Genomic DNA, 25,511 nt, shown 5'->3' on the forward strand with positions numbered 1-25,511 from the left:
CTTCCTTTGTACTCACCCGAGATTCTCTCTCGCGGCTTTCCTCCGGGCGCTTCCCTTCGGTCTTGCGTTTCCGACTCTATCAGATCTTTTCTCGATCCGATTTCCTCGGTGCTTTCCAGGTTCTCGCTTCCGCGTTTCCCTTTCCGGCGGATCCGACTTTATCAGAAGTTTCGGGCCGGTCTGACCGGCCATCCATTCCGATTAATCGAGGGAGCTTCTCGAAGCTGAAGTTCCAAGAAGCGAGTAGGTTCTCCAAGTGCCGACCGGATGAGCTCCAGTCCAGGCAACTGTTTGAATCTACCTCCCCACATGCGCCGTGTCAACGGCTCCTGTGGGGCGAAGAGGAGACTAGCAGCCTCGAGGGCCTGTCCGCACATCAAGCGGCGGTCGGCACCGTGGCGCTCCGTTCGGCCGCGTCCAGGTCCCCCGTCTCCCCGGCCTGAGCGGCTCGCCGTCCGAGCACGAACACGTACGCGAGGAAGGCCACCTCGGCGACTACCCCGATGCCGATCCGTGCCCAGGTCGGCAGGCCCGACGGGGTGACGAAGCCTTCGATGGCGCCGGCGACGAAGAGGACCAGGGCAAGGCCGATCGCCATGCCGAGGGCAGCCCGGCCCTCCTCCGCGAGGGCCTTCCTGCGTGTGCGGGGGCCCGGGTCGATCACCGTCCAGCCGAGACGCAGGCCTGTTCCGGCGGCCACGAAGACCGCGGTCAGCTCCAGCAGGCCGTGCGGGAGGACCAGGCCGAGGAAGGTGTCGAGGCGGCCCGCCGAGGACATCAGGCCGAAGCCGATCCCCAGGTTGAGCATGTTCTGGAAGAGGATCCACAGGACGGGGACGCCCAGGAAGACGCCGAAGACCAGGCACATGGCCGCCGCCTGCGCGTTGTTCGTCCAGACGCGTGCAGCGAAGGATGCCGCCGGATGGGTGGAGTAGTAGCTCTCGTACTGGCCGCCGGGTCGGGTGAGCTCGCGCAGTTCGCTGGGCGCCGCGATGGTTGCCTGGACCTCGGGGTGCGCGCCGATCCACCAGCCGAGGAGCGCCGCGACGAGCGTCGACACAAGTGCGGTGGGAACCCACCAGCGGCGGGACCGGTAAACGGCTGCCGGGAAGCCGTAGGCGAGGAAATTGGTGACGTCGCGCCACGAGGCGCGTCGGGACCCTGTCACGGCACCACGCGCGCGTGCGACCAGTTGGCTCAGGCGGCCGGTCAGCTGCGGGTCGGGTGCGCTGGACTGGATCAGGGAAAGATGAGTTGCGGTGCGCTGATAGAGCGCGACGAGTTCGTCGGTCTCGGCACCGGAGAGTCGGCGCTGGCGCCGGAGCAGCTCCTCCAGGCGGTCCCATTCCGCTCGGTGGGCGGAGACGAAGACGTCGAGGTCCATCGGTTTGCCTGCTCCTCGGCTGCTCGTCGGCGGGCCCGTCGTGAGTGTCAGCTTGTCGTACTGCAATGCTCAAGGCCCTCAGCTTGGCAGACTGGCCGGTCTCGGGGCAGGCCAGGGGAAGGACAACGAGCGTGAGTGAGCTGGTGACGGGTGAGGCGGTGGCGCTGGAGCTGCGCCCCGCGAGGCTGCCCAGCAGGGCGCTGGCCGTCCTGCTCGATCTCATCGTGGCCTTCGCCGCGTACGTGATCGTGAGCATGGTGCTGCTGATCTCCACGGCCTCCCTGGACGAAGCTGCTCAGATCGCGGTGTCCATAGCCACGTTTCTGCTGGTTCTCGTGGGCGCGCCCATCGCTGTGGAGACGCTCAGTCATGGGCGGTCGCTGGGCAAGCTGGCGTTCGGGCTACGGGTGGTTCGCGACGACGGCGGGCCCATCCGGTTCCGGCACGCTCTGGTGCGTGGTGCGATCGGCGTCGTCGAGATCCTGCTGACGCTCGGGGTCATCGCCTGCATCGCTTCGCTCGTGTCGGAGCGAGGGCGACGGCTCGGCGACGTGTTCGCGGGGACGCTGGTCGTGAGAGAGCGAATACCCGCTGCCCGCACCCGTTTCGTGCCCCCGCCGCCGCCTTGGCTTGCAGGGCGCTTCTCAGGACTCGACCTCTCAGCGGTCCCCGACGGGTTGTGGCTCGCCATACGGCAGTACCTCACACGGATGCAGCAGCTGGACCCGCAAGTGGGCGGTGCCATGGCGGAACGGCTCGCCGCCGATCTCGCGGAGCTGACGGGAACTCCGGTGCCGCAAGGGATACCGCCGGCCGCCTATCTGGCTGCGGTGGTGCAGGAGAGGCAGACGCGGGAGATCCGGAAGGCTCAGGCGGACGGCGCCGGTGTCCGTGGAGCGGGCCAGGGTGGACAGTACGGGGGCGGTGGCGCGGTCTCTGGAACGTATGGGTCTTCCTCCCACCCCGCTCACCCCGCCCACCCCACCCATTCGTCACTCCCCTCCCATCCGGCCTATCCGGCATACCCCTCCTATCCCTCGGCGGTTCCCCCTCCGCCACCTGCCGGGCCCGGGCACCCCGAGGTTGCTCAATCGGCGCGAGGAGCGGCGCAACCCGAAGGCCCTGCCGGGAGCCCCGCGCAGACGCCACAGCCCGGACCGGCGCACAGCGGGCAGGGTGCGGCCGCCGAGTCGGCCGATACTGATCGCCCCACGACCGGCTTCGCCCCTCCCGCCTAGGCGCGTCACGGCAGCCGGCGGCGACGCCCGCTCACGTAAAGACGGACGGCGGCGAGTCCAGGTCCTCCAGCTCGATGCCCGGCGCCGCGAGAACCACGTCTCCGGCGATGTGCACGACGTGCTGCTCGCCGGTGTCCAGGGCTGTGACCTGGTACTCCTCCACGGTCAGAGGGCCGTTGTCAGTGCCGTGTGCTTCTCTTTTCAGCAGAGCCCAGGACTGGTCCACGGTGCGCGGAGCGAGGACCGGATCTGTGAGGGCGACCAGGCGTACGCGGGTTGCGGAGCCGGAGGGGGTGAGGCGCAGCAGACGGGTGGTGGCGATGAGGAACGCGGGAGAGGTCCCGGTGAAGGCATGGGCGCGCACATTGCCTTCCGTCGCGTCGGTACCGGTGGGGTCGGTGCGGACCCAGGTGACGCCGTCGAGCGCGGCACCGCGCACCTGCCAGCCTGACGCATGCAGTTCGAGACGGATGGGGCGGCCGAGTTCGTCGAGGGTGAGGTCGACGGAGCCGCGGTGATCGCCTGAGGGGGAGGTCAGCTGCGAGACGTAGCGCCAGCCGGAGGGGCCGGGGGCGCAGTGGAAGTGCTCTTCTGCGAGGGGGGTGTGATCGTGCGGATCGTGGAGCGAATAGCGGCCGCGGGGCATGAGGGTCCTGGGGTGTGACGGGCTGGTCCGGTTCGCCGCGACAGGTCGGTGACGTTCCGGCACGGCCAAAGGGGCAGGCCCCCGGCACGGGGGTGCGGGGGCCTGCCTCGGAGGTCCTGCTGCTGAGCTGCGCGTCAGTGCACGGGCGGGCGGCTCAGCGGGCCGGCTTGCGGACTCAGTAGCGGTAGTGGTCGGGCTTGTACGGGCCTTCGACCTGGACGCCGATGTACTCGGCCTGCTCGGGGCGGAGCGTGGTCAGCTTCACGCCGAGGGCGTCGAGGTGGAGACGGGCGACCTTCTCGTCGAGGTGCTTGGGCAGCACGTAGACGTCGGTCGGGTACTCGTCGGGCTTGGTGAACAGCTCGATCTGGGCCAGCGTCTGGTCCGCGAAGGAGTTGGACATCACGAACGACGGGTGACCGGTGGCGTTGCCCAGGTTCAGCAGGCGGCCCTCGGACAGCACGATGAGTACCTTGCCGTCGGCGAAGGTCCAGGTGTGGACCTGCGGCTTGACCTCGTCCTTGACGATGCCGGGGATCTTGGCGAGGCCGGCCATGTCGATCTCGTTGTCGAAGTGGCCGATGTTGCCGACGATCGCCTGGTGCTTCATCTTGGCCATGTCCGAGGCCATGATGATGTCCTTGTTGCCCGTGGTGGTGATGAAGATGTCGGCCTTGTCGACGACCTCATCCAGCGTCGTCACCTGGTAGCCGTCCATCGCCGCCTGCAGGGCGCAGATCGGGTCGATCTCGGTGATGATCACGCGGGCGCCCTGGCCGCGCAGGGACTCCGCGCAGCCCTTGCCCACGTCGCCGTAGCCGCAGACGACGGCGGTCTTGCCGCCGATCAGCACGTCCGTCGCACGGTTGATGCCGTCGATCAGGGAGTGGCGGCAGCCGTACTTGTTGTCGAACTTCGACTTGGTGACCGCGTCGTTGACGTTGATCGCCGGGAACAGGAGGGTGCCGTCGCGGTGCATCTCGTACAGGCGGTGGACGCCGGTCGTGGTCTCCTCGGTCACGCCGCGGATCTCGGACGCGAGCTGGGTCCACTTCTGCGGGCTCTCGCTCACGGTGCGGGTGAGCAGTTCGAGGATGACGCGGTGCTCGTCGGACTCGGCGGTGTCGGGCGAGGGGACCTTGCCGTCCTTCTCGTACTCGACGCCCTTGTGCACCAGGAGGGTGGCGTCACCGCCGTCGTCCAGGATCATGTTGGGGCCGCCGGTGGGGGTGTTCGGCCAGGTCAGGGCCTGCTCCGTGCACCACCAGTACTCCTCCAGGGTCTCGCCCTTCCAGGCGAAGACCGGGATGCCCTGGGGGTTGTCGGGCGTGCCGTTCGGACCGACCGCGATGGCGGCGGCCGCGTGGTCCTGGGTGGAGAAGATGTTGCAGGACGCCCAGCGGACCTGCGCGCCCAGGGCGGCCAGGGTCTCGATGAGCACGGCGGTCTGCACGGTCATGTGCAGGGAGCCGGTGATTCGGGCGCCCTTGAGGGGCTGCGCCTCGGCGTACTCCTTGCGGATCGCCATCAGGCCCGGCATCTCGTGCTCGGCGAGGGTGATCTCCTTGCGGCCGAACTCGGCCAGGGAGAGGTCGGCGACCTTGAAGTCCTGTCGGTTCTCGACAGTGGTCATTGCTGGCTGCTCCTCGGTGGTTGGGTCGAGGTGGGTACGGCTGATCTGCGCGGCGGCGGACACAGGGGTGCCCGATGAGCACGCGGGCATGCCCGCGTGCGCGCAACGCAGTCCGTCGGAGGCCCTCTCTCCCTCGGCCGGTCCCGCTGGGGACCGCCCGACCGCCATCAGCAGCGACGTCTGACTCCGTCCCAAGCTACACCGGGCGGCCCAGGCGCCCCCAGTCCACCTCCGAACAATTCACGCCGAACAGCGCACCCGGGGGCTGGGGGCCACAGGGTGCCGTGCGGGCGGCCTCGACCCGTCGACGAAAGGGGTGCATATGGCTCGACATAGCTGGCCAAGGGGGTCATTTCGCGTCGGGCAGCGGCCTTGGAGTGGCGGGGCGGGTGTTGCAGGATGCGGGAGTGATCGGGGCATCCGGTCACTTGTGCGGGGCGTCCGGGGCGGCGTTCCCGTGTCACGAAGATGTGAGGAGAACGACGTGACGAGTCCGGCCGGTCCTCCCCCCACGGGCGGCGGTGACGAGCGCGGGCAGCTACGGCTGCTTGCAGTGACCGCATGCCCCACCGGGATCGCGCACACGTACATGGCGGCGGAGAAGCTCGCACAGGCCGCCGAGAGCCGCGGTATCGAGATGAAGGTGGAGACGCAAGGTTCCATCGGGGCCGAGAACGTTCTGGATGACAACGATGTCAGAAAAGCCGACGGCGTCATCGTCGCCGCGGACAAAGATGTCGACCTGAGTCGTTTCGCCGGCAAGCGGGTTCTGAAGGCCGGGGTCGCCGAGGGCATCCGGCATCCCGGGCAGTTGATAGAGCAGGTGCTGTCGGCGCCGGTGCACACGGAGGGCGGCTCCCCCACGGCCGCGTCCGCCGGTGGTGGCGGCGGCAAGGAGCGCAGCGTCGCGTACAAGGCACTGATGAACGGCGTCAGTTACATGATTCCGTTCGTGGTGGTCGGCGGGTTGCTGATCGCCATCTCGCTCTCGCTGGGCGGGCACACGGACCCGTCCGGCGGTCTGGTCATCCCGGAGGACTCCTTCTGGATGGACGTGAACAACATCGGCGTCATCGGCTTCACGCTGATGGTGCCCATCCTCTCCGGCTACATCGCGTACGCGATCGGCGACCGGCCGGCGCTGGTACCCGGCATGATCGGCGGGTGGATCGCCAACACCGGTGAGCTGTACGGCTCCAAGGCGGGGGCGGGCTTCATCGGGGCGATCGTGACCGGGTTCCTCGCCGGGTACCTGGTGTTGTGGATCAAGAAGGTCCGGGTGCCGAAGTTCGCGCAGCCGATCATGCCGATCATCGTGATACCGATCGTGGCGACCACGGCACTGGGGCTGTTCTTCATCTACGTCATCGGGCGGCCGATCTCCTGGGTGTTCGAGCACCTGACGAGCTGGCTCGGTGGCATGACCGGGACCAGCGCGGTCCTGCTCGGCGCCATTCTGGGGCTGATGATCGCGTTCGACATGGGCGGACCGGTGAACAAGACGGCGTTCCTGTTCGGCGCGGGCCTCATCGCGACCGGCAACCAGGCCGTGATGGGCATGTGTGCCGCGGCCATCCCGGTGATGCCGCTGGGGCAGGGACTCGCCACGCTCCTGCGCACGCGGCTCTACACAGAGCAGGAGCGGGAGACCGGGCTCGCCGCGCTGTTCATGGGGTGCTTCGGCATCTCCGAGGGCGCGATCCCGTTCGCGGCGGCTCGGCCGGCACAGGTGATTCCGGCGAACATGCTGGGCGGCGCGGCGGCCGGTGCGGTCGCGGGGCTGGCCGGGGTCGAGGACGCGGTGCCGCACGGTGGGCCGGTCGTCGCGGTGCTGGGCGCGGTGAGCGGGGTGCCGATGTTCTTCGTGGCGGTCCTGATCGGAACCGTGGTGACCGCGGTGACGACCGTCGGGCTCGTCGGCGTCGGCGAGCGGAAGCGGGTTCGGGGCCCGCGGCGGCCCGGCTCGGCGCCGGTCGGTGGCGGGTTCGCCGCCGGACCCGGGGCCGCGCTCGTGGGGGCGGGGGTCGCGGCGCCGGTTGCCGGGGCCGCCGTAGCGGGAGAGGCGGTGGCGAGGGCCGTCGCTGCCGGTGCGGGCCGGGTGGCCGAGCCGACCGGCACGCGGCCTGCCGAGACGGCCGGTGACCGGCCGGTCGAGGCGGAGGCGTCCGGTGATGTGGCGGCGTGGGGTGATGCGGAGGGCGAGGTTCTGTCCGGGTATCTGACGGCGCAAACCGTACGAGCCCGGCTCGGTGCGCCGGACAAGGAGGACGCCATCCGTGAGATGGCGGAGCTGCTGGCCCGCAGCGGCAAGGTCACCGACGTCGGCGAACTGGTGCGCACGGCGCTGCGGCGGGAGGAGCAGGGCACCACCGGGCTCGGTGAGGAGATCGCGATCCCGCACGCCAAGACGGACGCGGTGACCGCGCCGGTCGTCGGTTTCGCGCGCTCCGCCGAGGGCGTGGAGTGGGGCTCGCTCGACGGTACGAAGGCGAGGCTCGTGTTCATGATCGCCGTACCGGAGGCCGCCGCGGGTGACGAGCATCTGCGGATTCTGGCGCTGCTGTCGCGGAAGTTGATGGATACCGGATTCCGGGAGCGGTTGCTGGCGGCGGCGGACGAGGGGGCGGTGCTCGGAGTGCTGCGCGAGGTCGAGTAGCCGGGGCCACTCTCCCGGAACGGGGTGGCTCGCTCGAGGCCACAACCAGCCGGGGGCACAACGATTCCCGGTCACAACCAGCCAGGCTCACAACCAGCCAGGCTCACAACCAGCAGGCCCACAACCGATCGAGGGCCCGCCGAACAGTTCGGCGGGCCCCCGGAGTTGGGAAGGTGCCAGGGAGCTCAGTGCTCCGTGGACGGGGTCGGGCCACCCGGCGAGGCTTCCCGGTCCGGGCCCTTGGCCGCTTCGGCCTCGCTGTAGATGTCCGGCTCCAGGTAGATGACGCGGGCGATCGGCACGGCCTCGCGGATACGGGCCTCGGCGGCGTCGATGGCGGAGGCCACCTCACCGGCGGTGTTGTCGTGGCGCACGGCGATCTTGGCGGCGACCAGGAGCTCCTCGGGGCCGAGGTGGAGCGTGCGCATGTGGATGATGCCGGTGACGGTGCTGCCGTCGACGGTCGCTGCCTCGATCTTCCTGACGTCCTCGACGCCGGCCGCCTCGCCGAGCAGCAGGGACTTGGTCTCGGCGGCCAGGACGAGCGCGATCAGGATGAGCAGCACACCGATGCACAGGGTGCCGATGCCGTCCCAGACGCTGTCGCCGGTGATCAGGGCCAGGCCGACGCCGCCGAGGGCGAGGATCAGACCGACCAGCGCGCCGAGGTCCTCCAGCAGGACGACCGGCAGCTCGGGCGCCTTGGCGTGCCGCACGAACTCCTTCCAGGACCTGCTGCCGCGCAGGGCGTTGGACTCCTTGATCGCCGTACGGAAGGAGAACGTCTCGGCGATGATCGCGAAGACGAGAACGCCCACCGGCCAGTACCAGTGCTCGATCTCGTGCGGGTGCTTGATCTTCTCGTAGCCCTCGTAGATGGCGAACATGCCACCGACGGAGAAGAGGACGATCGAGACGAGGAAGGCGTAGATGTACCGCTCGCGGCCGTAGCCGAACGGGTGCTGCGGGGTCGCCTCGCGCTGGGCCTTCTTGCCGCCGAGGAGCAGCAGTCCCTGGTTGCCGGAGTCGGCCAGCGAGTGCACCGACTCCGCCAGCATCGACGACGAGCCACTGAAGAGGAACGCCACGAACTTCGCTACGGCGATCGAGATGTTGGCGAGCAGTGCCGCCACGATCGCCTTGGTGCCGCCTGACGCGCTCATGTGTTCGCGATGTCCCTTCGTACGCCGTCCATCAGGGCTTTGCCCGCTCGCGGGCTTTGCCGGTCCTTTGCCGGTGGGCCATTGTTGCAGCCCGGCCCGGCGGGGGTGCGCCTGGTCGGCACACCCGCGCGATCAGGCCACCACGGTCGCCCGGAACAGCGTGCCCGTACCGGACACTTCGGCCTTTTCGCCGGCCGCTACGAAGACGGACCGGCCCGGCGCCAGCACGTGTTCGCCCGCCCGGACCGATCCCGCGGTGCACAGCAGGATCTGCGGGGTGGCCCGGGTCAGGTCGCGGGTGGGGCCGCCCTCGGCAAGGACGTAGCGGGAGAGCCGGAACTCGTCGATCGGGGTCTCGTAGACCTCCTCGCCGTCCGGGGACGCCTCCGGGCGCAGCACGCCCGCGTCGTTCGGCTCGAAGCGCACGATGCGCAGGAGTTCGGGGACGTCGACGTGCTTGGGGGTCAGACCGCAGCGCAGGACGTTGTCCGAGTTGGCCATGATCTCGACGCCGAGACCGCTGAGGTAGGCGTGCGGGATGCCGGCGCCGAGGTACAGCGCCTCGCCGGGCTGCAGGCGGACGTGGTTGAGGAGCATCGCGGCGATCACGCCCGGGTCGCCGGGGTAGTGGTGGGCGAGGCCGGCATACGGGGCGTAGTCGCCACCGAGCCGCGAGCAGGCCGCGGTGGTCTCGGCGACCGTGCGGGCCATTTCCTCGGGGTCGGCGGTGAGGACGGCGGTGAGGACCTCGCGCAGCGCCGCGTCCTCGGGGTGGGCGCGCAGCAGATCGACGTACGGCTTGAGGGAGTCGACGCCGAGTCCTTCGAGGAGGTCTGCGGTGCGGATCGGGTCACGGAATCCGCACAGGCCGTCGAACTCGGTGAGCGCGCAGATCAGTTCCGGCTTGTGGTTGGCGTCCTTGTAGTTGCGGTGCGGGGCGTCGACCGGGACACCGCGGCGCTCCTCCTCCTCGTAACCCTCCCTCGCCTGCTCCAGGTTGGGATGCACCTGGAGCGAGAGCGGGGCGCCCGCCGCGAGGATCTTCAGGAGGAAGGGCAGTCCGGGGCCGAACTTCGCCACGGCGGCCGGGCCCAGCTCCTTCTCGGGGTCGGCCGCGATGACGTCGACGAGCGTGCCGCGGTCGGTGCGCGAGGGTGCGCCGGGGTGGGCGCCCATCCACATCTCCGCTTGCGGCTCGCCGGTCGGCTCGGCGCCGAGCAGCCGCGGGATCGCGGTGGTGGAACCCCAGGCGTAGGGGCGGACGGTGTTGTCGAGGCGGTCCATTCGATTCTCTCTGCCGGGCCTGCTGGGCACAGGTGTGCGTACGGCACGCGTACCTCGTTCGTACGACGTTCGTACGCTTTCGGTTCTCTTCGCGTACGGGCGCCGGTTCTCCCCGCGTACGGAGGTCGGGGCGTCCTGAGCCAGATCAGGCCCTCGAGGCGAGCGCCAGGTAAACGGCGGCGAAATCCGTGATGGCGATCAGTTCGGAGAGGGTCTCCAGCTCGCCGCCCGGTTCGGGTTCCAGCTCGCTGATCGGCGTGTCGTGGCTCAGGGCCAGGTCACGGGCCGCAGGGGCAGCGGTGAGGCCACCGATCGGGCGGTCCCGAAGCAGCACCACGCGCGCGTGCAGCGCGGGCGGGTCCTCCACGCGGTCACGGAAGAAGTCGTCGGGGTCGGCGCTGGCGGCGAGCCGGCCGGCGAGCAGAGCACTGTGCGCGGCGAGCGCCTCGGGGAGTTCGGCCACGACGGCGGGCCGTCCGGACAGCTCCCCGAGGGCGGCGGCGAAACGGCGGCCCGCCGGGCCGGCGGAGGTGCCTTCCGTCCAGATCACCGGGAGCGCGTCGGCGAGCTCGGCGGCCAGGGTCTTGGCGGCGTTGCTGTACGCCTCGATGGCCGGCCCGCAGCGTTCGGCGATGTGGTCGAGGCGGTCGGCGACCTTCTCCAGCGCGTCCGGCGGGGCGGTGAGCAGCCCGATACGGTCCAGCAGCGCGAGCAGCGGGGTGAGCAGCGCCCACAGGACCCCGGGGGCGGACGCGGCGAGCGGCGGCTGCTCGTCCTGCTCGTACGGGGCGGTCGCCATCGGCACGAAGAGGCCGTGGGCGCCCGCGACGGCCTCCGCGAGCGGGGTGCCGGCCGGGGCCACGGCGGCGACCGTGGAGCCGCGCCGGTAGGCCTGCTCGGCAAGCAGGGTGAGGCCCGGTTCGGTGCCGTCCGGGGTGGCGATCAGAAGCAGGTCGACCGAGCCGGCCCAGCCGGGGAGTTCCCAGCGCAGGGCGCCCGCGGCGGGTGCCACGCCGGTCGGCGCGAGGCGGATGACCGGGCTGCCGGGGCCGGCCAGCGTGCCGAGGAAGTCGGCGGCGTGGGTGGCGGCGGCACCGGGGCCGGCGATGAGGACGGCCCGCGGACGGCCGTCGGGTTTCAGCTCACCGACTCCGGCCTCGACGGCGAGCCGGGCGGCGGTGCGCACGCGGGCACCGGCTTCGGCGGCGCCGCGCAGCAGGCCGCGCTGGTCGGCCTCTGCGAGGCCCTCCGGGGAGTCGAGCAGCGATTCGTCGAGCATGTGCGGCAGCCTCCGAACGCCGGGGTCGGCGGTTGTGCGGGCGGCGGGTCCCTCTGGGGCGGGCCCGGTCTGCGCGGACGTCTACGGCCCGTTACGCGGGGCGGCGGGCCTCGTCGACGAGGAGGACGGGGATGCCGTCGCGGACGGGGTACGCCAGGCCGCAGTCCTGGCCGGTGCAGAGCAGCTCCGCGTCCTGCTCCTTGAGAGGGGCGTGGCAGGCCGGGCAGGCGAGGATCTCCAGGAGGCCGGCTTCGAGCGGCATGGGGGGTCCCTTCGGGGCGGGGTGTGCGTACCGGTTCGGGTACATGTGGCTGTGCGGTTGTGCCTGGTCAGGGTACCGCCGTGGGGGCCGCGGGCGTGGGGGGTTGTGGTGTGCCGTCAAGGGCGTTGCGGCGGGGGCGCGGTGAGCGGCGCCGGGGACGGGGGCAGGAGTCGTCGGTGCGCGGTCACCGGTGGGCGGGCCACATGTGCGGTGACCGGCGGGGAGGGGGCTGGATGGCGTACTCGCCCCCCACGAAGCCAAGGGGGCCCCGCCACGAAGCCAAGCCGACGCCCCTACGCGGGCCCCGCCACGAAACCGGGCCGCCCCCCGGACACGCCGCCGCGCCCCCATCGTGCCCGGCAGCCGGCCGGACCCGCGGCGGGGATGCCGCCGCGCCGCCCGACCCCGCGCCCCAGGCCACCTCACCCCCGCCTCACCTCGGCCTCACCCCCGGATGATCTCCAGCGCCTCGTCCCGCACCTTCACCATCGTCGCCTCGTCCCTCGCCTCGGCGTTCAGGCGCAGCAGCGGCTCCGTGTTGGACGGGCGGACGTTGAACCACCAGTCGGCGGCCGTGACCGTCAGGCCGTCGAGTTCGTCGAGGGTGACACCCTCGCGGCTCTCGAAGGCCGACTTGAGGGCGGCGAGGCGGCCCTGCTGGTCGTCGACGGTGGAGTTGATCTCCCCGGAGCCGGCGTAGCGGTCGTACTCGTCCACCAGGGCGGAGAGCGTGCCCTTCTGGCCACCGAGGGCCGCGAGGACATGGAGAGCGGCCAGCATGCCCGTGTCGGCGTTCCAGAAGTCGCGGAAGTAGTAGTGCGCGGAGTGCTCGCCGCCGAAGATCGCGCCGGTGCGGGCCATCTCGGCCTTGATGAAGGAGTGGCCCACGCGCGTGCGAACCGGCGTGCCGCCGTTCTCCTTCACGACCTCCGGGACCGTCCAGGACGTGATCAGGTTGTGGATGACGACGCCCTCGCCGCCGTGCTTGGCCAGCTCGCGCGCGGCCACCAGGGCGGTGATCGCGGACGGCGGGACCGGGTTGCCGTTCTCGTCGACGACGAAGCAGCGGTCGGCGTCGCCGTCGAAGGCGATGCCGAGGTCGGCACCCTCGGTGCGCACGCGCGCCTGGAGGTCGACGATGTTGGCCGGGTCCAGCGGGTTGGCCTCGTGGTTGGGGAACGTGCCGTCCAGCTCGAAGTACATCGGCACGAGCTCCAGGGGCAGGCCCTCGAAGACCGTGGGGACCGTGTGGCCGCCCATGCCGTTGCCCGCGTCGACGACGACCTTCAGGGGGCGGATCGAGGTCAGGTCGACGAGCGAGCGCAGGTGGGCCGCGTAGTCCTCCAACGTGTCGCGCTGGGTGATCGTTCCCCGCTGCGCGGCGGGCTCGGGAGCGCCGGAGTCGCTCCACCGCTCGACGAGTTCGCGGATCTCGGCGAGGCCGGTGTCCTGGCCGACCGGCGCTGCGCCCGCGCGGCACATCTTGATGCCGTTGTAGCGGGCCGGGTTGTGCGAGGCCGTGAACATGGCGCCCGGCAGGTTCAGCGCGCCCGAGGCGTAGTACAGCTGGTCGGTCGAGCAGAGGCCGATCTCGGTGACGTCGACGCCCCGGAGCGCCGCCCCGCGCGCGAAGGCGCGGGACAGTCCCGGGGACGACGGCCGCATGTCGTGCCCGATGACGATCGCGTCGGCGTCGGTCACTTGGGCGAAGGCCGCCCCGAAGAGCTCGGCCAGTGGCTCGTCCCACTGGTCGGGGACGACGCCGCGCACGTCGTAAGCCTTCACGATCTGCGACAGATCAGCAGCCACGGCCAACCCTCCTGAAAGTCCTATCGGTGCCCCCAAACTACCCGCCTCAGGTGACAACGCACGGCGTGGACCGAAACTGGTCCCTCAGCCGTAACCCTGAGGTCAGGGCAGCATCCAGCCGAGCACCGGCGAACTCTGGCCGACCACAATCAGACACATCACGAGCAACAGCGCCAGACTCCACGGCAGCACCTTGCGCAGCAGGTCGCCTTCCCGGCCCGCGAGCCCTACGGCCGCGCAGGCGATGGTCAGGTTCTGCGGGGAGATCATCTTGCCGAGAACACCGCCCGAGCTGTTGGCGGCGGCCAGCAGCTCCGGCGACAGCCCCGACTCGCGCGCGGCGGTCACCTGGAGCGCCCCGAAGAGGGCGTTGGCCGAGGTGTCGGAACCGGACACGGCGACCCCGAACCAGCCGAGGACGGGCGACAGGATGGCCAGCCCCGCGCCCGCCGCCGCCACGAAGTGGCCGATGGTGGCCGCCTGCCCGGAGAGGTTCATGACGTACGCGAGGGCCAGGACGGAGGTCACCGTCAGGATCGCGAAGCGCAGCTCGTGCACGGTCGCGAGCCACTCCTTGACCGCCGCGCGCGCGTGCACCCCGATCACGACGGCCGTGAGCACACCGGCGAGCAGCACGAGCGTGCCGCCGGTGGACACGACCGGCCAGGTGAACACGTTGCCGCCGACCCGCTCCCCGTCCGGGTCGACGACGTCCAGGAAGGGCCAGTCGTAGGTCTGCGTGGCCCCGGCCAGCCAGTCCTTGACGACGGGGATCTGCGCGACGGAGAAGACGGCCACGATCAGCGCGTACGGCGCGTACGCCCGCACGACCTCCGCGCGCGGGTCCTCCTCGTCCAGCTCCTCGCTGCGGGCGCCGGTCAGCACCGACGCCCGGACGGGCTCGGTGGCGGGCCTGCGCGACTGCGGCACGGCGACCAGGGCGCCGGCGCCCGCCAGGGCGGCGGCGATGTCGGCGAGTTGCGCGGAGAAGTGGTTCGAGGCGGCGAACTGGGCGACGGCGAAGGCGATTCCGCACGCCGTGGCCGGCACCCAGGTCTCCCGCAGGCCGCGCCGTCCGTCCACGAGGCCGACCAGCACCAGCGGCACCACCAGGGCCAGCAGCGGCGTCTGACGCCCCACCACGGACGCCACGTCCTCCAGGGGCAGCCCGGTGACCTGAGCGAGCGTCACCACCGGCGTGCCCATGGCGCCGAAGGCGACCGGCGCGGTGTTGGCGACCAGCGCGACGATCGCGGCCTTCACCGGATCGAAGCCGAGGGCGACGAGCATCACCGCGCTGATCGCGACCGGCGCGCCGAATCCGGCAAGCGCTTCCAGCAGGGCACCGAAGCAGAAGGCGACGACGAGCGCCTGGATGCGCGGGTCGTCGGACAGCCGGCCGAACGACCGGCGCAGGATGTCGAAGTGCCGGGTCCGTACCGTCATCCGGTACACCCACAGGGCGTTGACGACGATCCACAGGATGGGGAAGATCCCGAACACCGCTCCCTGGACGGCGCTCGAGATCGTCTGATCCACCGGCATGCCGTAGGCGAGCCAGGCGACCAGGAAGGCCGCCAGCAGGCCGGTGAGGCCCGCCAGATGGGCCTTCATGCGCACGCCGCCGAGCAGGATCAGGACGATCACCAGGGGCAGCGCCGCCACCAGGGCGGACAGGCCGAGCGAGCCGGCGACGGGGGCCAGTTCCTGGACGTACACGAGCGCCTCCCCGGGTTCCGCGATGCGGAAAGCGATTTCTCACGGGTGACGGAATGATCGTGTCCGCGTCAAGCGGCAGTCAATGGGTGTGCAGCGTTCAACGACATGAGGTGCGGGCCCCGGCCGGGCGCTCAGTTGTCGGGAGAGCGCAGAACCCGCAGGTGGCCGCGGCGCGCGACCTCCATCGGATCGGCCGCGCGGCCACCGCCGCCCGCCTGTGCCGCGCGCTCCTGAGGCCGCGCGGCCTCGCGCACCGCGTTGGCGAGCGCTTCCAGGTCGTCGCCGCTGGGGCGGGCCGGAGCGGAGCCGTCGAGAAGCCGGACGACCTCCCAGCCGCGGGGGGCGGTGAGGCGCTCGGAATGCTCGGCGCACAGGTCGTAGCAGTGGGGTTCCGCGTAGGTGGCGAGCGGGCCGAGGACGGCGGTCGAGTCGGCGTAGACGTACGTCAGCGTCGCTACGGCAGGACGGCCGCAAGCGGTGCGCGAACAGCGACGTACAGGGCTCACGACGTTGGACGGTACCGCACTCTTGAGCGGGCCGCGACGACTCTCCACCAGGTCACTCCACCGTGTCGTGTTGTGAAACGCCCCACAGGCCCCTTCCGGCACACGCCGCTGACCTGCGCGGACATGCTTGTGCGTGGTCTCGTACGACCACGAAAGTGGTCAACACTCCACATAAACGCCGTCAATTGCCTCGTGATCGCCGGTCTCGGAGAGATACGGAATCGAGCCCAATCTTGGCTGGAATGGTCATCCGGCGACAGGCCGTGCGTCGGCGTGCGGAGGACCGGAACGCCGCGTGGACGCCCGGCACGGGCCTCGCGCGAGGACTAGGCTTCACCAGTGATGGACAACCGAGTACCGCCTCGTGCCGCAGCCCCCGGGCCCCGTCGCCGTGATCGTCACGGCCGGGGCATGCGCGGCCCGATCGCGCCCCCTCAGGTGCCGCTCGCGGCAAGCCGTGCCGAGGCGTTCGCCGATCTGGTGCAGGACTCCGTGGAGCGCCTCGAGCGGCGGTGGCCGCAGCTCGCCGACATCGATTTCCTCGTCCTCGAGGTACCGCGGCTGGACGGCCCGGGCCAGGCGTGGAACGACGAGGCGGTACCGCTGGGCGGCACCGTCGCCGCACGTGAGGGGCGTCCCGCGCGGGTGGTCGTCTACCGGCGTCCCGTCGAGATCCGCACCAAGGGGCGCGACGAACGGGCGGCGCTGGTGCACGAGGTCGTCGTCGAGCAGGTCGCCGAGCTGCTCGGTCTGACACCGGAGACGGTGGATCCGCGGTACGGCGAGGACTGAGCAGCCCGGTACGGCGCCTACTTCTGGAGCACCGACAGATCCTGCTCCGCCTCCGGCACGGCCACCGTCCCCCGGTCGTCGGGCAGGGTCTGGATCGTGAAGGCCGGGACGCCGTCCTGCGTCGCGGTGAGGGTCCGGGACGCGTAGACCTGGCCGCCCGAGACCCGCTCCACCGTCAGCGCGTACATGCCCTTCAGCCCGCTCGGCGCCGGCACCTCGACGTCCTGCGTCGTGCCCGCCTTGAGCGAGTACGTCTTCGACGCCGCCGTGCCGCCCTCGGTGCCCGCCGACGCCGTGACCTTGACCTGCGCCGCCTCGCCCGGCGCGGTCAGCGACAGGGTCACGCCCTTCTCCGCGTTGCCCGCCGACGTCGCGCGCGTGCCGACGGCCCGCGTGGCGGGGATGTACGCCGTCTCCTGGGAGCCGCCCTCGCCGCGCACCACCTGCACGGCCGCCACCACGGGCACGGCCTGGTCCGAGGGTGTGAGCACGAGCGAACCGGCCTCACCGCGCGTGACGTCGCCGAGGTCCAGCGCGGTCGTCATGCCCGACTTCACGTGCAGGGTCTCGTTCCCCGCCGGGGTGATCAGCCCGTTCGGCGAGGCGAGGCGCACCGTGAGGTCCGCGTCGGCGCCACCCGGCGTGAACGCGACCAGGCGCACCGCCGTCGCGTCCTTGGGAATTCCCGGAATCACCAGGCTGCCCGCCGGGTCCGCGGCCGCGGCCAGCCAGTCGCCGCCCGCCTTGTCGTCCAGTGCCTGCACCGCGGCGCCGACCCGCCCGCTGCGGACGTTCACATGCACCGTGAGGTCGGTCTCCTCGGCATCGGTCAGGGTCGACAGCAGGATCGGCTCACTGGACCGGGGGGCGACGGTGATGCCCTCCCCCACCGTGGACTCGAGCGCCCCGTCCTTGCCGTACAACTCGATGTCCACCACGGCTGCGGAGTCGTCCGGGTTGGTCAAGTGGGCGTAGTCGGTACGCCCGTCGGCCGTGCTGGCCCCCGGGAACCAGAAGTCGGTGTCCGGCGCCGAGCAGGTGACGCCGAGCAATCCGCGCCCGGCACCGGCCGCGACCTCGGTCGTCTGCTGCACGGTCCACCCGGGCGCGAACTTCCCCTCCGCGGTACCGATCAGCGCGGGCGCCTCGCCTCCCGCACTGTCGCCGGAGACCGGCGAGCCGGGCTCCTTGGGCTTCAGCACCGGCTTCCTGGGCTTGCCGGCGCCGGCGGGCAGCAGCTCGCCCTTCCCCTCACCACCCGTGCCGTCGGTGACCGGGGTGAAGGAGGTGTACGTCGTCTCGGCGAGGTCGGAGGTGCTCGGCGCGGGGCACGCCAGGCTTGAACGCTCCACCGGCAACTGGGCCGCCGCCTTGGTGGTGTCCGTGCCGGTCGCTTCCGGGGCGGACAGCGCGGCGAAACCGGTGACCGCGGCGAGCGCGCCGGCGCCGGCGATCAGGGACAGGGTGGTGCGCTTCACTGCTGGCTCCCGTCGGGGCGCTCGTTGCCGCTGTCATGCGGGTGTTGCTGCTGGGCGGGGTCGTAGGCCGGGTCGTAGCCCTGCGGGTACTGGTCGTAGGGCTGCTCGTACGTCCCCGGCTGGTGCGCGGCGCCGTACGCGTACGGGTCGTACTGACCGCCCTGGTAGGGGTCCGCCTGGTACTGGTCGTGCCCGTACGGCTGCCCGTAGCCGTCCGTGGGGTAGTGCCCCCCGGCGCCCTGGTACTGCTCGCCACCGTAGGTGCCGTACTCGGCGCCCGCGTAGCTGGCGGTGTCGTACTCGCCGTAGGACTGCTGCTGCGGGATCGGCACCTGGGTCTCCTCCCCCGCAGCAGGCGGGAACTCCTCGTCCCGGGCGGCCTCTTCGGCCTCGGCCTGCGCGCGCAGGCGGCGGGCCCGGCGGCCCTCGCCGGCGGCGGCCTGAACGGGGATCACGGGCTCCTCGGGGAGGTCGTCGTCGATGTCACGCCGGCGCCCGGGCAGGGCGAGCACCACGAGGACGACGGCGAGGAAGCCCTGGGCCCACAGCCAGGCGGTGTGGCCGATCGGATCGTCGTAGGTCACGTCCAGGGTGCCGCCGCCCGCGGGGAGTTCGAAGCCCTGGGCCCAGCCGTCGACGGTGGTGCGGGTGAGCGGCTTGCCGTCGACGGTGGCCGTCCAGCCGTCCGACGCGGTGTCCGCGAGGCGCAGCACCCGGCCGTCGGCGCCGGCCGGGATGTCGGTGTGGATCTCGACGGGTCCGGCGGCCACCGGCTGCGGGGCAGCCGAGCCGGATGCCGGGACGACGACCGCGCGCGCGACCTGGCGGTCGACCCGCCACAGGGCGCCGCCGTCCTGCTGGCTGAGCCGGCTCAGGCCGGGCGTGGCGTCCAGGACGCGGCTGACCTCGCGGGGCGCGCCCTTGTGCACGAGGACGTAGCGCACGGCGAAGGCGCCGAGCTGGTCGGCCTGGTCGGCGCCGGAACCGGCGACGAGATGGGCGACGACCTTGTCGAGCACGGCGTGGCCGCCGTCGGACGCCGCGAGTTCGGCGTCGCCGAGGCGGGCGCCGGAACCACGGACCAGGGTGTAGCCGACGCGGGCGGTGGAGTCGCTGTCGAGGACGAGGGTGCGGGCCTGGTCGCGGGTGCCGCTCTCCTCGGCGACGAACGCGGGCACCTGCACCGGGTCGCGGCGCTCCAGGGGTCCGTCGGCGCCGCGGATCATCCATCCGGCGGCGACGAGCAGCGGGCCCGCGGCCGAGGCGAAGGCGATCAGCGCGGCGACCGGCTGGCGCCAGCCGAAGCTCTGCTCGGCCACGCGCGTGCGTGCCCCCTCGGCGCCGATGGTGGCGGCCGTCAGCAGCGCGAGGCCGTAGACCAGCGTCGCGGGGCCCGCCCAGGCCGATCCGTTGGACAGCACCGCGAGGACGAGGCCCACCAGGGCGACCGCCCAGGCCGCCCAGATGCCCCGCCGGCGCTCGTCGCGCAGCAGGGCGGCCAGTGCCGCGAGCACGATGCCGATCAGCATCAGTCCGCTGACGGTGCCGGGCCCGCCCGGGCTCGCGCCCAGCAGGTCGAAGGCGGAGGCGGCCGAGGCGCCGTACTCCAGGCCGGCTTCACGGAAGAAGCCGAACGGCAGCAGGGACAGCGACCAGGGGGCGAGGACCAGCAGGGGTGTGCCCAGCTGGGTCAGAAAGCGCAGGCCGTAGGCGGTGATGTCGCCGCGGCGCACCGCGAGCAGCCCGACGCCGAGGATCAGCGCGAGGGGCCACACGATCGGCGTGAACGCGGTGGTGACCGTCAGCAGCAGGGCGTAGGCCCACGTGGCGCGCCAACTGCCCCGCGCACCGGAGGCGTTCGCGAGGCCGCCGGCGGCGACGGCCGCGCGCGCCAGGAGCGGCAGCAGCACGGCGAGGACGGCGGTGCCGAGCCGGCCGCCGGCGAGGGCGCCGGTGGCGGCGGGCAGGAACGCGTACACGACGGCGGCCCAGGCGCGCAGCAGCCGGGACTCGACCAGCGGGCGGGAGGCGAAGTACGCGGTGACCCCGGCCAGTGGCACCGAGCAGACCAGCAGCACCGTGACCGCGAGGCCCGGGGATCCGAACAGTGCGGAGGCCAGCATCGCCACCAGCGCGAGGTAGGGCGGCGCGGAGCCGTCCCCGCCGGCGCCCACCGGGTGCCACGAGTCGAGGTAACGCGACCACAGCTCACCGGAGTCGGCTGGCGCGGGCAGCAGGGCACCGCCCGCGAGGGAGCCGCCGCCCAGGAGGTCGCGGCAGGCGGCCAGCGACACGAGCAGCAGCACCAGGAACAGCATGGGCCCGGGGTTGCGGGCGATGCGCTTCAGGCGGGCGAACTGCTCGATCTCCAGGAAGTCCGCGTCGTCGCCGCCGGGCCCGGACTCGACCCCGCCGCCGTGGCGTCCGGCGCCGGAGGTGACCTCCGGGTCGGAGCTGCCCATGACACTGCCCGCGACCTGTTCGACGGTGGCCCGCACCGTCGCGCCCGGCGGCGGGAACAGGGGGCGCAGCTCGCCCTTGTCGACCATCGGCCGGCCGCGCCTGCGGCGGCCCGCGACGATCCGCTCAGGCCGCAGCAGCACGCCCATCAGACCGCGGATCTCGTCGACCGCCTGCCCGGGCACCTTGCCGACGAGGTAGGCGACGGTGCGCAGCAGGGTGCCGAGGAGGACGCGGAACAGCACCCAGGGCAGCGTGGCCGTGCGGGCGTTGACGAGGAGGGTGTAGACGGCGCCGGCCTTGTCGACCTTGTGAGGGGACGCCGTGGTGCGGCCGGCGCAGTCGACGGCCCGGCGCTCGCGGGACGAGGCCTCGGCGTGGCGGACGACCGCGTCGGGGGCGACGAGGACGCGGTGCCCGGCGGCGTGGGCACGCCAGCACAGGTCGACGTCGTCGCGCATCAGCGGCAGGCGCCGGTCGAATCCGCCGAGCTCTTCGAAGACGTCGCGCCGGATCAGCATGCCGGCGGTGGACACCGACAGCACGGGCCGGACGTGGTCGTGCTGGCCCTGGTCCTGTTCGCGGCGGTCCAGGCCGGTCCAACGGCGGCCCGAGTGGGCGATGCTGACGCCGACTTCGAGGAGCTGCCTTCGGTCGTACCAGCCGCGCAGCTTGGGGCCGACCACGGCGACGTCGTCGCGGCCGAGTCCGAGTTCGTTCTCCACCACCCGCAGCAGCTCCGCCAGCGCGTCGGGTTCGGGCGCGCAGTCGTCGTGCAGCAGCCACAGCCACTGCACGGGCTCTCCGTGCGGCAGCTCGGGCATGTCGTAGGCGTCGTCGCGCCAGGTGCGCGTGACGGGGTCCCAGCCGCTCGGCCGCTTCAGGTACGGCAGCTCCTCCGGGGTGAGGACGGGGGCCGCACGGTTGGCCTCCTCGACGGCCTGGCCGAAGCCGGTGCGCCGGGCGAGGTGCAGCACGCGGTCGGGGCCGAGCGCGGCGGTGACCTGCTGTGCGGAGTCGTCGGCGCTGCCGGTGTCGGCGGCCACGACGAACTGAACCGGCCGCTCCTGGCCGAGCAGCCCGGCGAGCGCGTCGGGCAGCCAGCGGGCGCCGTCGTGGGAGACGAGGACCGCGGTCACCACATGACGCGGGAACTCTGGTGTGGCAGCGGCATCGTGATGGGCTGCCGTGTGGCTGTGCACGGACATCGAGGTACGGGCCCCGGTTCGGTGGACTGCGGTGGACACCTGTGCCGTATGGGGGCGGCGGGGTGTCTCGGACGAGCGCCCACACTATCGGCTGCCCATGACGACGGCCCGCCGCCTGTGGACAACCCACCCGCGACGGGCCGTTCGCCCCGTATGTACGAGGACGATGTGTGCCGCTGGCTCAGACGGCCGCCTTCTTCAGGCGGCGGCGCTCCCGCTCGGACAGGCCGCCCCAGATGCCGAATCTCTCGTCGTTGGCCAGGGCGTACTCAAGACATTCGGAGCGGACCTCGCAGGCGAGACAGACCTTCTTGGCCTCTCGGGTCGAGCCGCCCTTCTCGGGGAAGAAGGACTCGGGGTCGGTCTGGGCGCACAGCGCGCGCTCCTGCCAGCCGAGTTCCTCGTCCGCGTCGTCGACCAGCAGTTGCTGCACCAGCTCGGTCATGTGCGCCCCTCGTCTGTCTTTCGCGTCCCCGTGATGTAGCCGTTACCGATTCCGGCTGAACGACACGAGTGAAATTACAAGTGTGCTGCTCCGGGCGAGTCAAGCCGAGATCTGCTATTGAGCCCCTTATTCACTCTGCGGAACCAAGGCCGTGCGGAAAGTGTTCAAATCGCCATAAACCTTGACACGCTGTTGAGGCCCGGGAGGCCGTCGGCCTCGCACGCACCCTGTACGGAGAAGGACGCCCAGTGGCTCAATCTCGTTCCGACGCACACGCCGAAGCGAACCGGATCACAGTCGGATCACGGGATCGCAACAGGGCTTGCGCGCCCGGTTGTGCGCCATGTGTCCGGGTGAAGGCCTGAGCAAACCTTTCACCTGACCGATGAACCGGAACAGGTGAAACATGTCCCACATTTCGGGCGCCGAGTTGACAGTGGGGGTGTCAGCCGCTGTCCTAGTGGGCATGCTCGCGAACTTGGCGCCCACCTCGACCCGCTCCGCCGGGTCCCTCGGTGCTGCCCACGCTCGCCGTAGCTGTTGTTGCTGTTCCAGCTGTTGAGCCCAGCGCGCTCCGGCTGCCTCTGAGTCCACCGCGACTCGGCTGCTGTTCCCCCCGCCCCCACCCGGGCGCCCCTCCCGCCCGCGATCCGGGCGGACGGCCGTGACATCCAGCCCCGCACCTCTCTCCGCCTAGGAACCACCCCACCCCATGAACAGCGACAGCGACCTCCAGATCGCCGGCGACATCCTCGAAGTCCCGCACCTGCTCCAGGTCCCGCGCGAGCACCCGGCCACCGTCGCCGACTTCGTCGGCCTGGCCCGCTCCATCGCCGCCGACCGCGCCCAGTGGGAGCATCTCGTCCGGTACGACGCCACCAGCCGCTGGTACCACCGGCTGCGCACCGGCCCCGGCTACGAGGTGTGGCTGCTGTCCTGGGTGCCCGGTCAGGGCAGCGGGCTGCACGACCACGGCCCCTCGTCCGGGGTCCTCACCGTCCTGGACGGCACCCTCACCGAGCGGACGCAACGCGGCACGCGCGCGCTGGGGCCGGGCCGGCAGCGCGTGTTCGCGCCGGGCTACGCGCACGAGGTGCTCAACGACACCTTCGAACCGGCGGTCAGCCTGCACGTCTACTACCCGGGCCTCACGGAGATGCCGATGCACACCCCGCAGTGCACGGCGTTCGCCGAGCTCCCGTAACCGCGTGCCACGTTGTCGTACCCGCCTGCAACACTTGCTCCATGCGGATTGTGGTTCTGGCAGGCGGCATCGGCGGTGCCCGGTTCCTGCGCGGTCTGAAGCGGGCCGTGCCGGACGCGGACATCACCGTCATCGGCAACACCGGTGACGACATCCACCTCTTCGGGCTGAAGGTCTGCCCGGACCTCGACACGGTGATGTACACCCTCGGCGGCGGCATAAACGAGGAGCAGGGCTGGGGGCGTGCCGACGAGACCTTCCATCTGAAGGAGGAACTCGCGGCGTACGGCGTGGGGCCGGAGTGGTTCGGCCTCGGCGACCGGGACTTCGCCACCCACATCGTGCGCACGCAGATGACCGGCGCCGGATACCCGCTGAGCGCGGTGACCGAGGCCCTCTGCGACCGCTGGCAGCCCGGGGTCCGGCTCATCCCGATGACGGACGACCGCGTCGAGACTCATGTGGCGGTCGAGCTCGACGGCGTGCGCAAGGCGATCCACTTCCAGGAGTACTGGGTCCGGCTGCGCGCCTCGGTCCCTGCCCACGCGGTGGTGCCGGTCGGCGCCGAGCAGGCCAAGCCCGCGCCCGGCGTGCTGGAGGCCATCGCGCAGGCGGACGTCGTCCTCTTCCCGCCGTCCAACCCGGTCGTCTCGATCGGCACGATCCTCGCCGTGCCCGGCATCCGCGAGGCGATCGCCGACGCCGGCGTGCCGGTGGTCGGCCTCTCCCCGATCATCGGGGACGCGCCGGTGCGCGGGATGGCGGACAAGGTGCTCGCGGCGGTCGGCGTGGAGGCCACGGCGGCGGCGGTCGCCGAGCACTACGGCTCCGGGCTGCTCGACGGCTGGCTCGTGGACACGGTGGACGCGGGCGTGGTGGAGCGGGTCGAGGCGGCGGGCATCCGCTGCCGTGCCGTACCGCTGCTGATGACCGACGAGGAGGCGGCCGCGCAGATGGCGCGCGAGGCGCTGGCGCTGGCGGAAGAGGTGCGGGCCTCGTGACCGGCTACCGGGTCTGGGCAGTGCCCGGCCTTCCCGAGGTGGCTCCCGGCGACGACCTCGCCAAGCTGATCGCCGCCGCCGAACCGGGCCTGGCCGACGGGGACGTGCTGCTCGTCACCTCCAAGATCGTCTCCAAGGCGGAGGGGCGGATCGTCCAGGCGGACGACCGGGAGACCGCGATCGACGCCGAGACGGTGCGGGTGGTGGCCAGGCGCGGGCCACTGCGCATCGTCGAGAACCGGCAGGGCCTGATCATGGCGGCCGCCGGCGTCGACGCCTCCAACACCCCGGCCGGGACCGTGCTGCTGCTGCCCGAGGATCCGGACGCCTCGGCGCGGACGATCCGCGACGGCCTGCGCGACGCCCTGGGCGTCGACGTCGGAGTGATCGTCACCGACACCTTCGGGCGCCCCTGGCGCTCGGGACTCACCGATGTCGCGATCGGCGCCGCCGGCGTGCGCGTCCTCGACGACCTGCGTGGGGGCACGGACGCCCACGGCAATCCGCTGAGCGCCACCGTCGTCGCCACCGCCGACGAACTCGCGGCAGCGGGCGACCTGGTCAAGGGCAAGGCGTCCGGGCTGCCGGTCGCCGTCGTACGCGGCCTGCCGCACACGGTCGCGGATGAGGACGGGGAAGGAGCCCGGGCACTGGTGCGGGGCGCGCGGGACGACATGTTCCGGCTCGGCACGTCGGAGGCGGTGCGCGAGGCGGTGACCCAGCGGCGCACGGTCCGGTCCTTCACGGACGAACCCGTGGACCCCGGGGCGGTACGCCGGGCCGTGGCCGCCGCGGTCACGGCACCCGCGCCGCACCACACGACGCCGTGGCGTTTCGTCCTGCTGGAGTCGCCCGGGTCGCGGACCGCGCTGCTGGACGCGATGCGGGACGCCTGGATCGCGGACCTGCGGCGGGACGGCAAGACCGAGGAGTCCGTCGCCCAGCGGGTGAAGCGCGGGGACGTGCTGCGCAACGCGCCGTACCTCGTGGTCCCCTGCCTGGTCATGGACGGCTCGCACACCTACGGGGACGCGCGGCGCGACGGTGCCGAGCGGGAGATGTTCGTGGTCGCCGCGGGGGCGGGCGTACAGAACTTCCTGGTGGCACTGGCCGGGGAGCGGCTCGGCTCGGCATGGGTGTCGTCGACGATGTTCTGCCGGGACGTCGTGCGTGCGGTGCTGGGACTGCCGGCGGACTGGGACCCCATGGGGGCGGTGGCGATCGGCCACCCGGCGGAGGAGCCGCGGCCACGTCCGGAGCGGGACGCGGGGAGATTCATCGAGGTGCGGTGATCACGCCCTGGCGGCGCCTACCCTCAGAGAGCAGTTCCTCTACCCCTGGGAT

At 71.8% G+C, this 25,511-nt stretch carries 19 protein-coding genes; 6 read left to right on the forward strand and 13 right to left on the reverse strand.

Translation table 11 applies throughout. From position 1 onward, the window contains the following. Positions 1-376 precede the first annotated feature (376 nt). Complete coding sequence (locus ACIHCM_RS24385; protein WP_399899446.1) at positions 377-1,384, reverse strand: stage II sporulation protein M; 1,008 nt, start codon at positions 1,382-1,384, stop codon at positions 377-379. 131 nt (positions 1,385-1,515) lie between these two features. On the opposite strand from ACIHCM_RS24385, the gene ACIHCM_RS24390 reads away from it, so the two are divergent. Then, the gene (locus ACIHCM_RS24390) at positions 1,516-2,622 is read left to right on the forward strand and encodes an RDD family protein (protein ID WP_399899449.1); all 1,107 of its coding nucleotides are present in this window, start codon (positions 1,516-1,518) and stop codon (positions 2,620-2,622) included. Between the two features lie 31 nt (positions 2,623-2,653). On the opposite strand, the gene ACIHCM_RS24395 is transcribed toward ACIHCM_RS24390, so the two are convergent. Beyond that, positions 2,654-3,268, reverse strand: a complete 615-nt coding sequence (locus ACIHCM_RS24395; protein WP_399899452.1) for a hypothetical protein — start codon at positions 3,266-3,268, stop codon at positions 2,654-2,656. 175 nt (positions 3,269-3,443) lie between these two features. Next, entirely contained in the window at positions 3,444-4,901 is a 1,458-nt protein-coding gene (gene ahcY, locus ACIHCM_RS24400; RefSeq protein WP_393109215.1) for an adenosylhomocysteinase, read from the reverse strand. Positions 4,902-5,385: 484 nt separating this feature from the next. On the opposite strand from ahcY, the gene ACIHCM_RS24405 reads away from it, so the two are divergent. Next, entirely contained in the window at positions 5,386-7,557 is a 2,172-nt protein-coding gene (locus ACIHCM_RS24405) for a fructose-specific PTS transporter subunit EIIC (RefSeq protein WP_399899455.1), read from the forward strand. Positions 7,558-7,742: 185 nt separating this feature from the next. Here the strand turns inward: ACIHCM_RS24405 and ACIHCM_RS24410 are convergent, their stop codons facing one another. From ACIHCM_RS24410 to ACIHCM_RS24440, 7 genes are all read right to left on the reverse strand, one after another. After that, complete coding sequence (locus tag ACIHCM_RS24410) at positions 7,743-8,720, reverse strand: cation diffusion facilitator family transporter (protein WP_399899458.1); 978 nt, start codon at positions 8,718-8,720, stop codon at positions 7,743-7,745. A gap of 132 nt (positions 8,721-8,852) precedes the next feature. Beyond that, entirely contained in the window at positions 8,853-10,004 is a 1,152-nt protein-coding gene (manA, locus tag ACIHCM_RS24415; RefSeq protein WP_399899461.1) for a mannose-6-phosphate isomerase, class I, read from the reverse strand. 145 nt (positions 10,005-10,149) lie between these two features. Further along, on the reverse strand, positions 10,150-11,283 hold the full coding sequence (locus ACIHCM_RS24420) for an SIS domain-containing protein (protein WP_399899464.1): 1,134 nt from the start codon (positions 11,281-11,283) through the stop codon (positions 10,150-10,152). 91 nt (positions 11,284-11,374) lie between these two features. Beyond that, positions 11,375-11,545: a Trm112 family protein gene (locus ACIHCM_RS24425; protein ID WP_125493546.1), complete on the reverse strand. Its 171-nt coding sequence runs from the start codon at positions 11,543-11,545 to the stop codon at positions 11,375-11,377. A 444-nt stretch (positions 11,546-11,989) separates the two neighbouring features. Continuing rightward, entirely contained in the window at positions 11,990-13,354 is a 1,365-nt protein-coding gene (locus tag ACIHCM_RS24430; protein ID WP_399899467.1) for a phosphomannomutase/phosphoglucomutase, read from the reverse strand. Between the two features lie 102 nt (positions 13,355-13,456). Further along, positions 13,457-15,073, reverse strand: a complete 1,617-nt coding sequence (locus tag ACIHCM_RS24435; protein ID WP_399899469.1) for an L-lactate permease — start codon at positions 15,071-15,073, stop codon at positions 13,457-13,459. A 131-nt stretch (positions 15,074-15,204) separates the two neighbouring features. Then, the gene (locus ACIHCM_RS24440; protein ID WP_053760356.1) at positions 15,205-15,627 is read right to left on the reverse strand and encodes a DUF3499 domain-containing protein; all 423 of its coding nucleotides are present in this window, start codon (positions 15,625-15,627) and stop codon (positions 15,205-15,207) included. 294 nt (positions 15,628-15,921) lie between these two features. On the opposite strand from ACIHCM_RS24440, the gene ACIHCM_RS24445 reads away from it, so the two are divergent. Then, positions 15,922-16,371 (forward strand): metallopeptidase family protein, encoded by a 450-nt coding sequence (locus ACIHCM_RS24445; RefSeq protein WP_399899473.1) that lies wholly within the window; start codon positions 15,922-15,924, stop codon positions 16,369-16,371. 17 nt (positions 16,372-16,388) lie between these two features. On the opposite strand, the gene ACIHCM_RS24450 is transcribed toward ACIHCM_RS24445, so the two are convergent. From ACIHCM_RS24450 to ACIHCM_RS24460, 3 genes are all read right to left on the reverse strand, one after another. Continuing rightward, the gene (locus tag ACIHCM_RS24450; protein WP_399899476.1) at positions 16,389-17,849 is read right to left on the reverse strand and encodes a DUF5719 family protein; all 1,461 of its coding nucleotides are present in this window, start codon (positions 17,847-17,849) and stop codon (positions 16,389-16,391) included. Next, on the reverse strand, positions 17,846-21,517 hold the full coding sequence (locus ACIHCM_RS24455) for a glycosyltransferase (RefSeq protein WP_399899860.1): 3,672 nt from the start codon (positions 21,515-21,517) through the stop codon (positions 17,846-17,848). The genes ACIHCM_RS24450 and ACIHCM_RS24455 overlap by 4 nt, the downstream gene beginning before the upstream one ends. Positions 21,518-21,698: 181 nt before the next feature. Next, a complete protein-coding gene (locus ACIHCM_RS24460) occupies positions 21,699-21,962 on the reverse strand; it encodes a WhiB family transcriptional regulator (protein WP_003975777.1) in 264 nt (87 codons plus the stop codon). 712 nt (positions 21,963-22,674) lie between these two features. Here ACIHCM_RS24460 and ACIHCM_RS24465 point away from each other — a divergent pair. The 3 genes from ACIHCM_RS24465 to ACIHCM_RS24475 are packed head-to-tail and all read left to right on the forward strand — an operon-like array spanning position 22,675 to position 25,459. Beyond that, the gene (locus tag ACIHCM_RS24465) at positions 22,675-23,166 is read left to right on the forward strand and encodes a cysteine dioxygenase (RefSeq protein WP_399899479.1); all 492 of its coding nucleotides are present in this window, start codon (positions 22,675-22,677) and stop codon (positions 23,164-23,166) included. A 41-nt stretch (positions 23,167-23,207) separates the two neighbouring features. Continuing rightward, a complete protein-coding gene (gene cofD, locus ACIHCM_RS24470; protein ID WP_399899483.1) occupies positions 23,208-24,167 on the forward strand; it encodes a 2-phospho-L-lactate transferase in 960 nt (319 codons plus the stop codon). Beyond that, positions 24,164-25,459, forward strand: a complete 1,296-nt coding sequence (locus tag ACIHCM_RS24475) for a coenzyme F420-0:L-glutamate ligase (RefSeq protein ID WP_399899485.1) — start codon at positions 24,164-24,166, stop codon at positions 25,457-25,459. The genes cofD and ACIHCM_RS24475 overlap by 4 nt, the downstream gene beginning before the upstream one ends. Positions 25,460-25,511: the final 52 nt, after the last annotated feature.

Origin of the sequence: Streptomyces sp. NPDC052023, from assembly GCF_044548465.1 — a bacterium.
GTDB lineage: Bacteria > Actinomycetota > Actinomycetes > Streptomycetales > Streptomycetaceae > Streptomyces.

What these genes read in the sequence shown, in the direction of transcription:
- ACIHCM_RS24385 (WP_399899446.1), bottom strand. Translation starts at nt 1,384, where the DNA reads ATGGACCTCGACGTCTTCGTCTCCGCCCACCGAGCGGAATGGGACCGC.
- ACIHCM_RS24395 (WP_399899452.1), bottom strand. Translation starts at nt 3,268, where the DNA reads ATGCCCCGCGGCCGCTATTCGCTCCACGATCCGCACGATCACACCCCC.
- ahcY (WP_393109215.1), bottom strand. Translation starts at nt 4,901, where the DNA reads ATGACCACTGTCGAGAACCGACAGGACTTCAAGGTCGCCGACCTCTCC.
- ACIHCM_RS24410 (WP_399899458.1), bottom strand. Translation starts at nt 8,720, where the DNA reads ATGAGCGCGTCAGGCGGCACCAAGGCGATCGTGGCGGCACTGCTCGCC.
- manA (WP_399899461.1), bottom strand. Translation starts at nt 10,004, where the DNA reads ATGGACCGCCTCGACAACACCGTCCGCCCCTACGCCTGGGGTTCCACC.
- ACIHCM_RS24420 (WP_399899464.1), bottom strand. Translation starts at nt 11,283, where the DNA reads ATGCTCGACGAATCGCTGCTCGACTCCCCGGAGGGCCTCGCAGAGGCC.
- ACIHCM_RS24425 (WP_125493546.1), bottom strand. Translation starts at nt 11,545, where the DNA reads ATGCCGCTCGAAGCCGGCCTCCTGGAGATCCTCGCCTGCCCGGCCTGC.
- ACIHCM_RS24445 (WP_399899473.1), top strand. Translation starts at nt 15,922, where the DNA reads ATGGACAACCGAGTACCGCCTCGTGCCGCAGCCCCCGGGCCCCGTCGC.
- ACIHCM_RS24455 (WP_399899860.1), bottom strand. Translation starts at nt 21,517, where the DNA reads ATGTCCGTGCACAGCCACACGGCAGCCCATCACGATGCCGCTGCCACA.
- ACIHCM_RS24460 (WP_003975777.1), bottom strand. Translation starts at nt 21,962, where the DNA reads ATGACCGAGCTGGTGCAGCAACTGCTGGTCGACGACGCGGACGAGGAA.
- ACIHCM_RS24465 (WP_399899479.1), top strand. Translation starts at nt 22,675, where the DNA reads ATGAACAGCGACAGCGACCTCCAGATCGCCGGCGACATCCTCGAAGTC.
- cofD (WP_399899483.1), top strand. Translation starts at nt 23,208, where the DNA reads ATGCGGATTGTGGTTCTGGCAGGCGGCATCGGCGGTGCCCGGTTCCTG.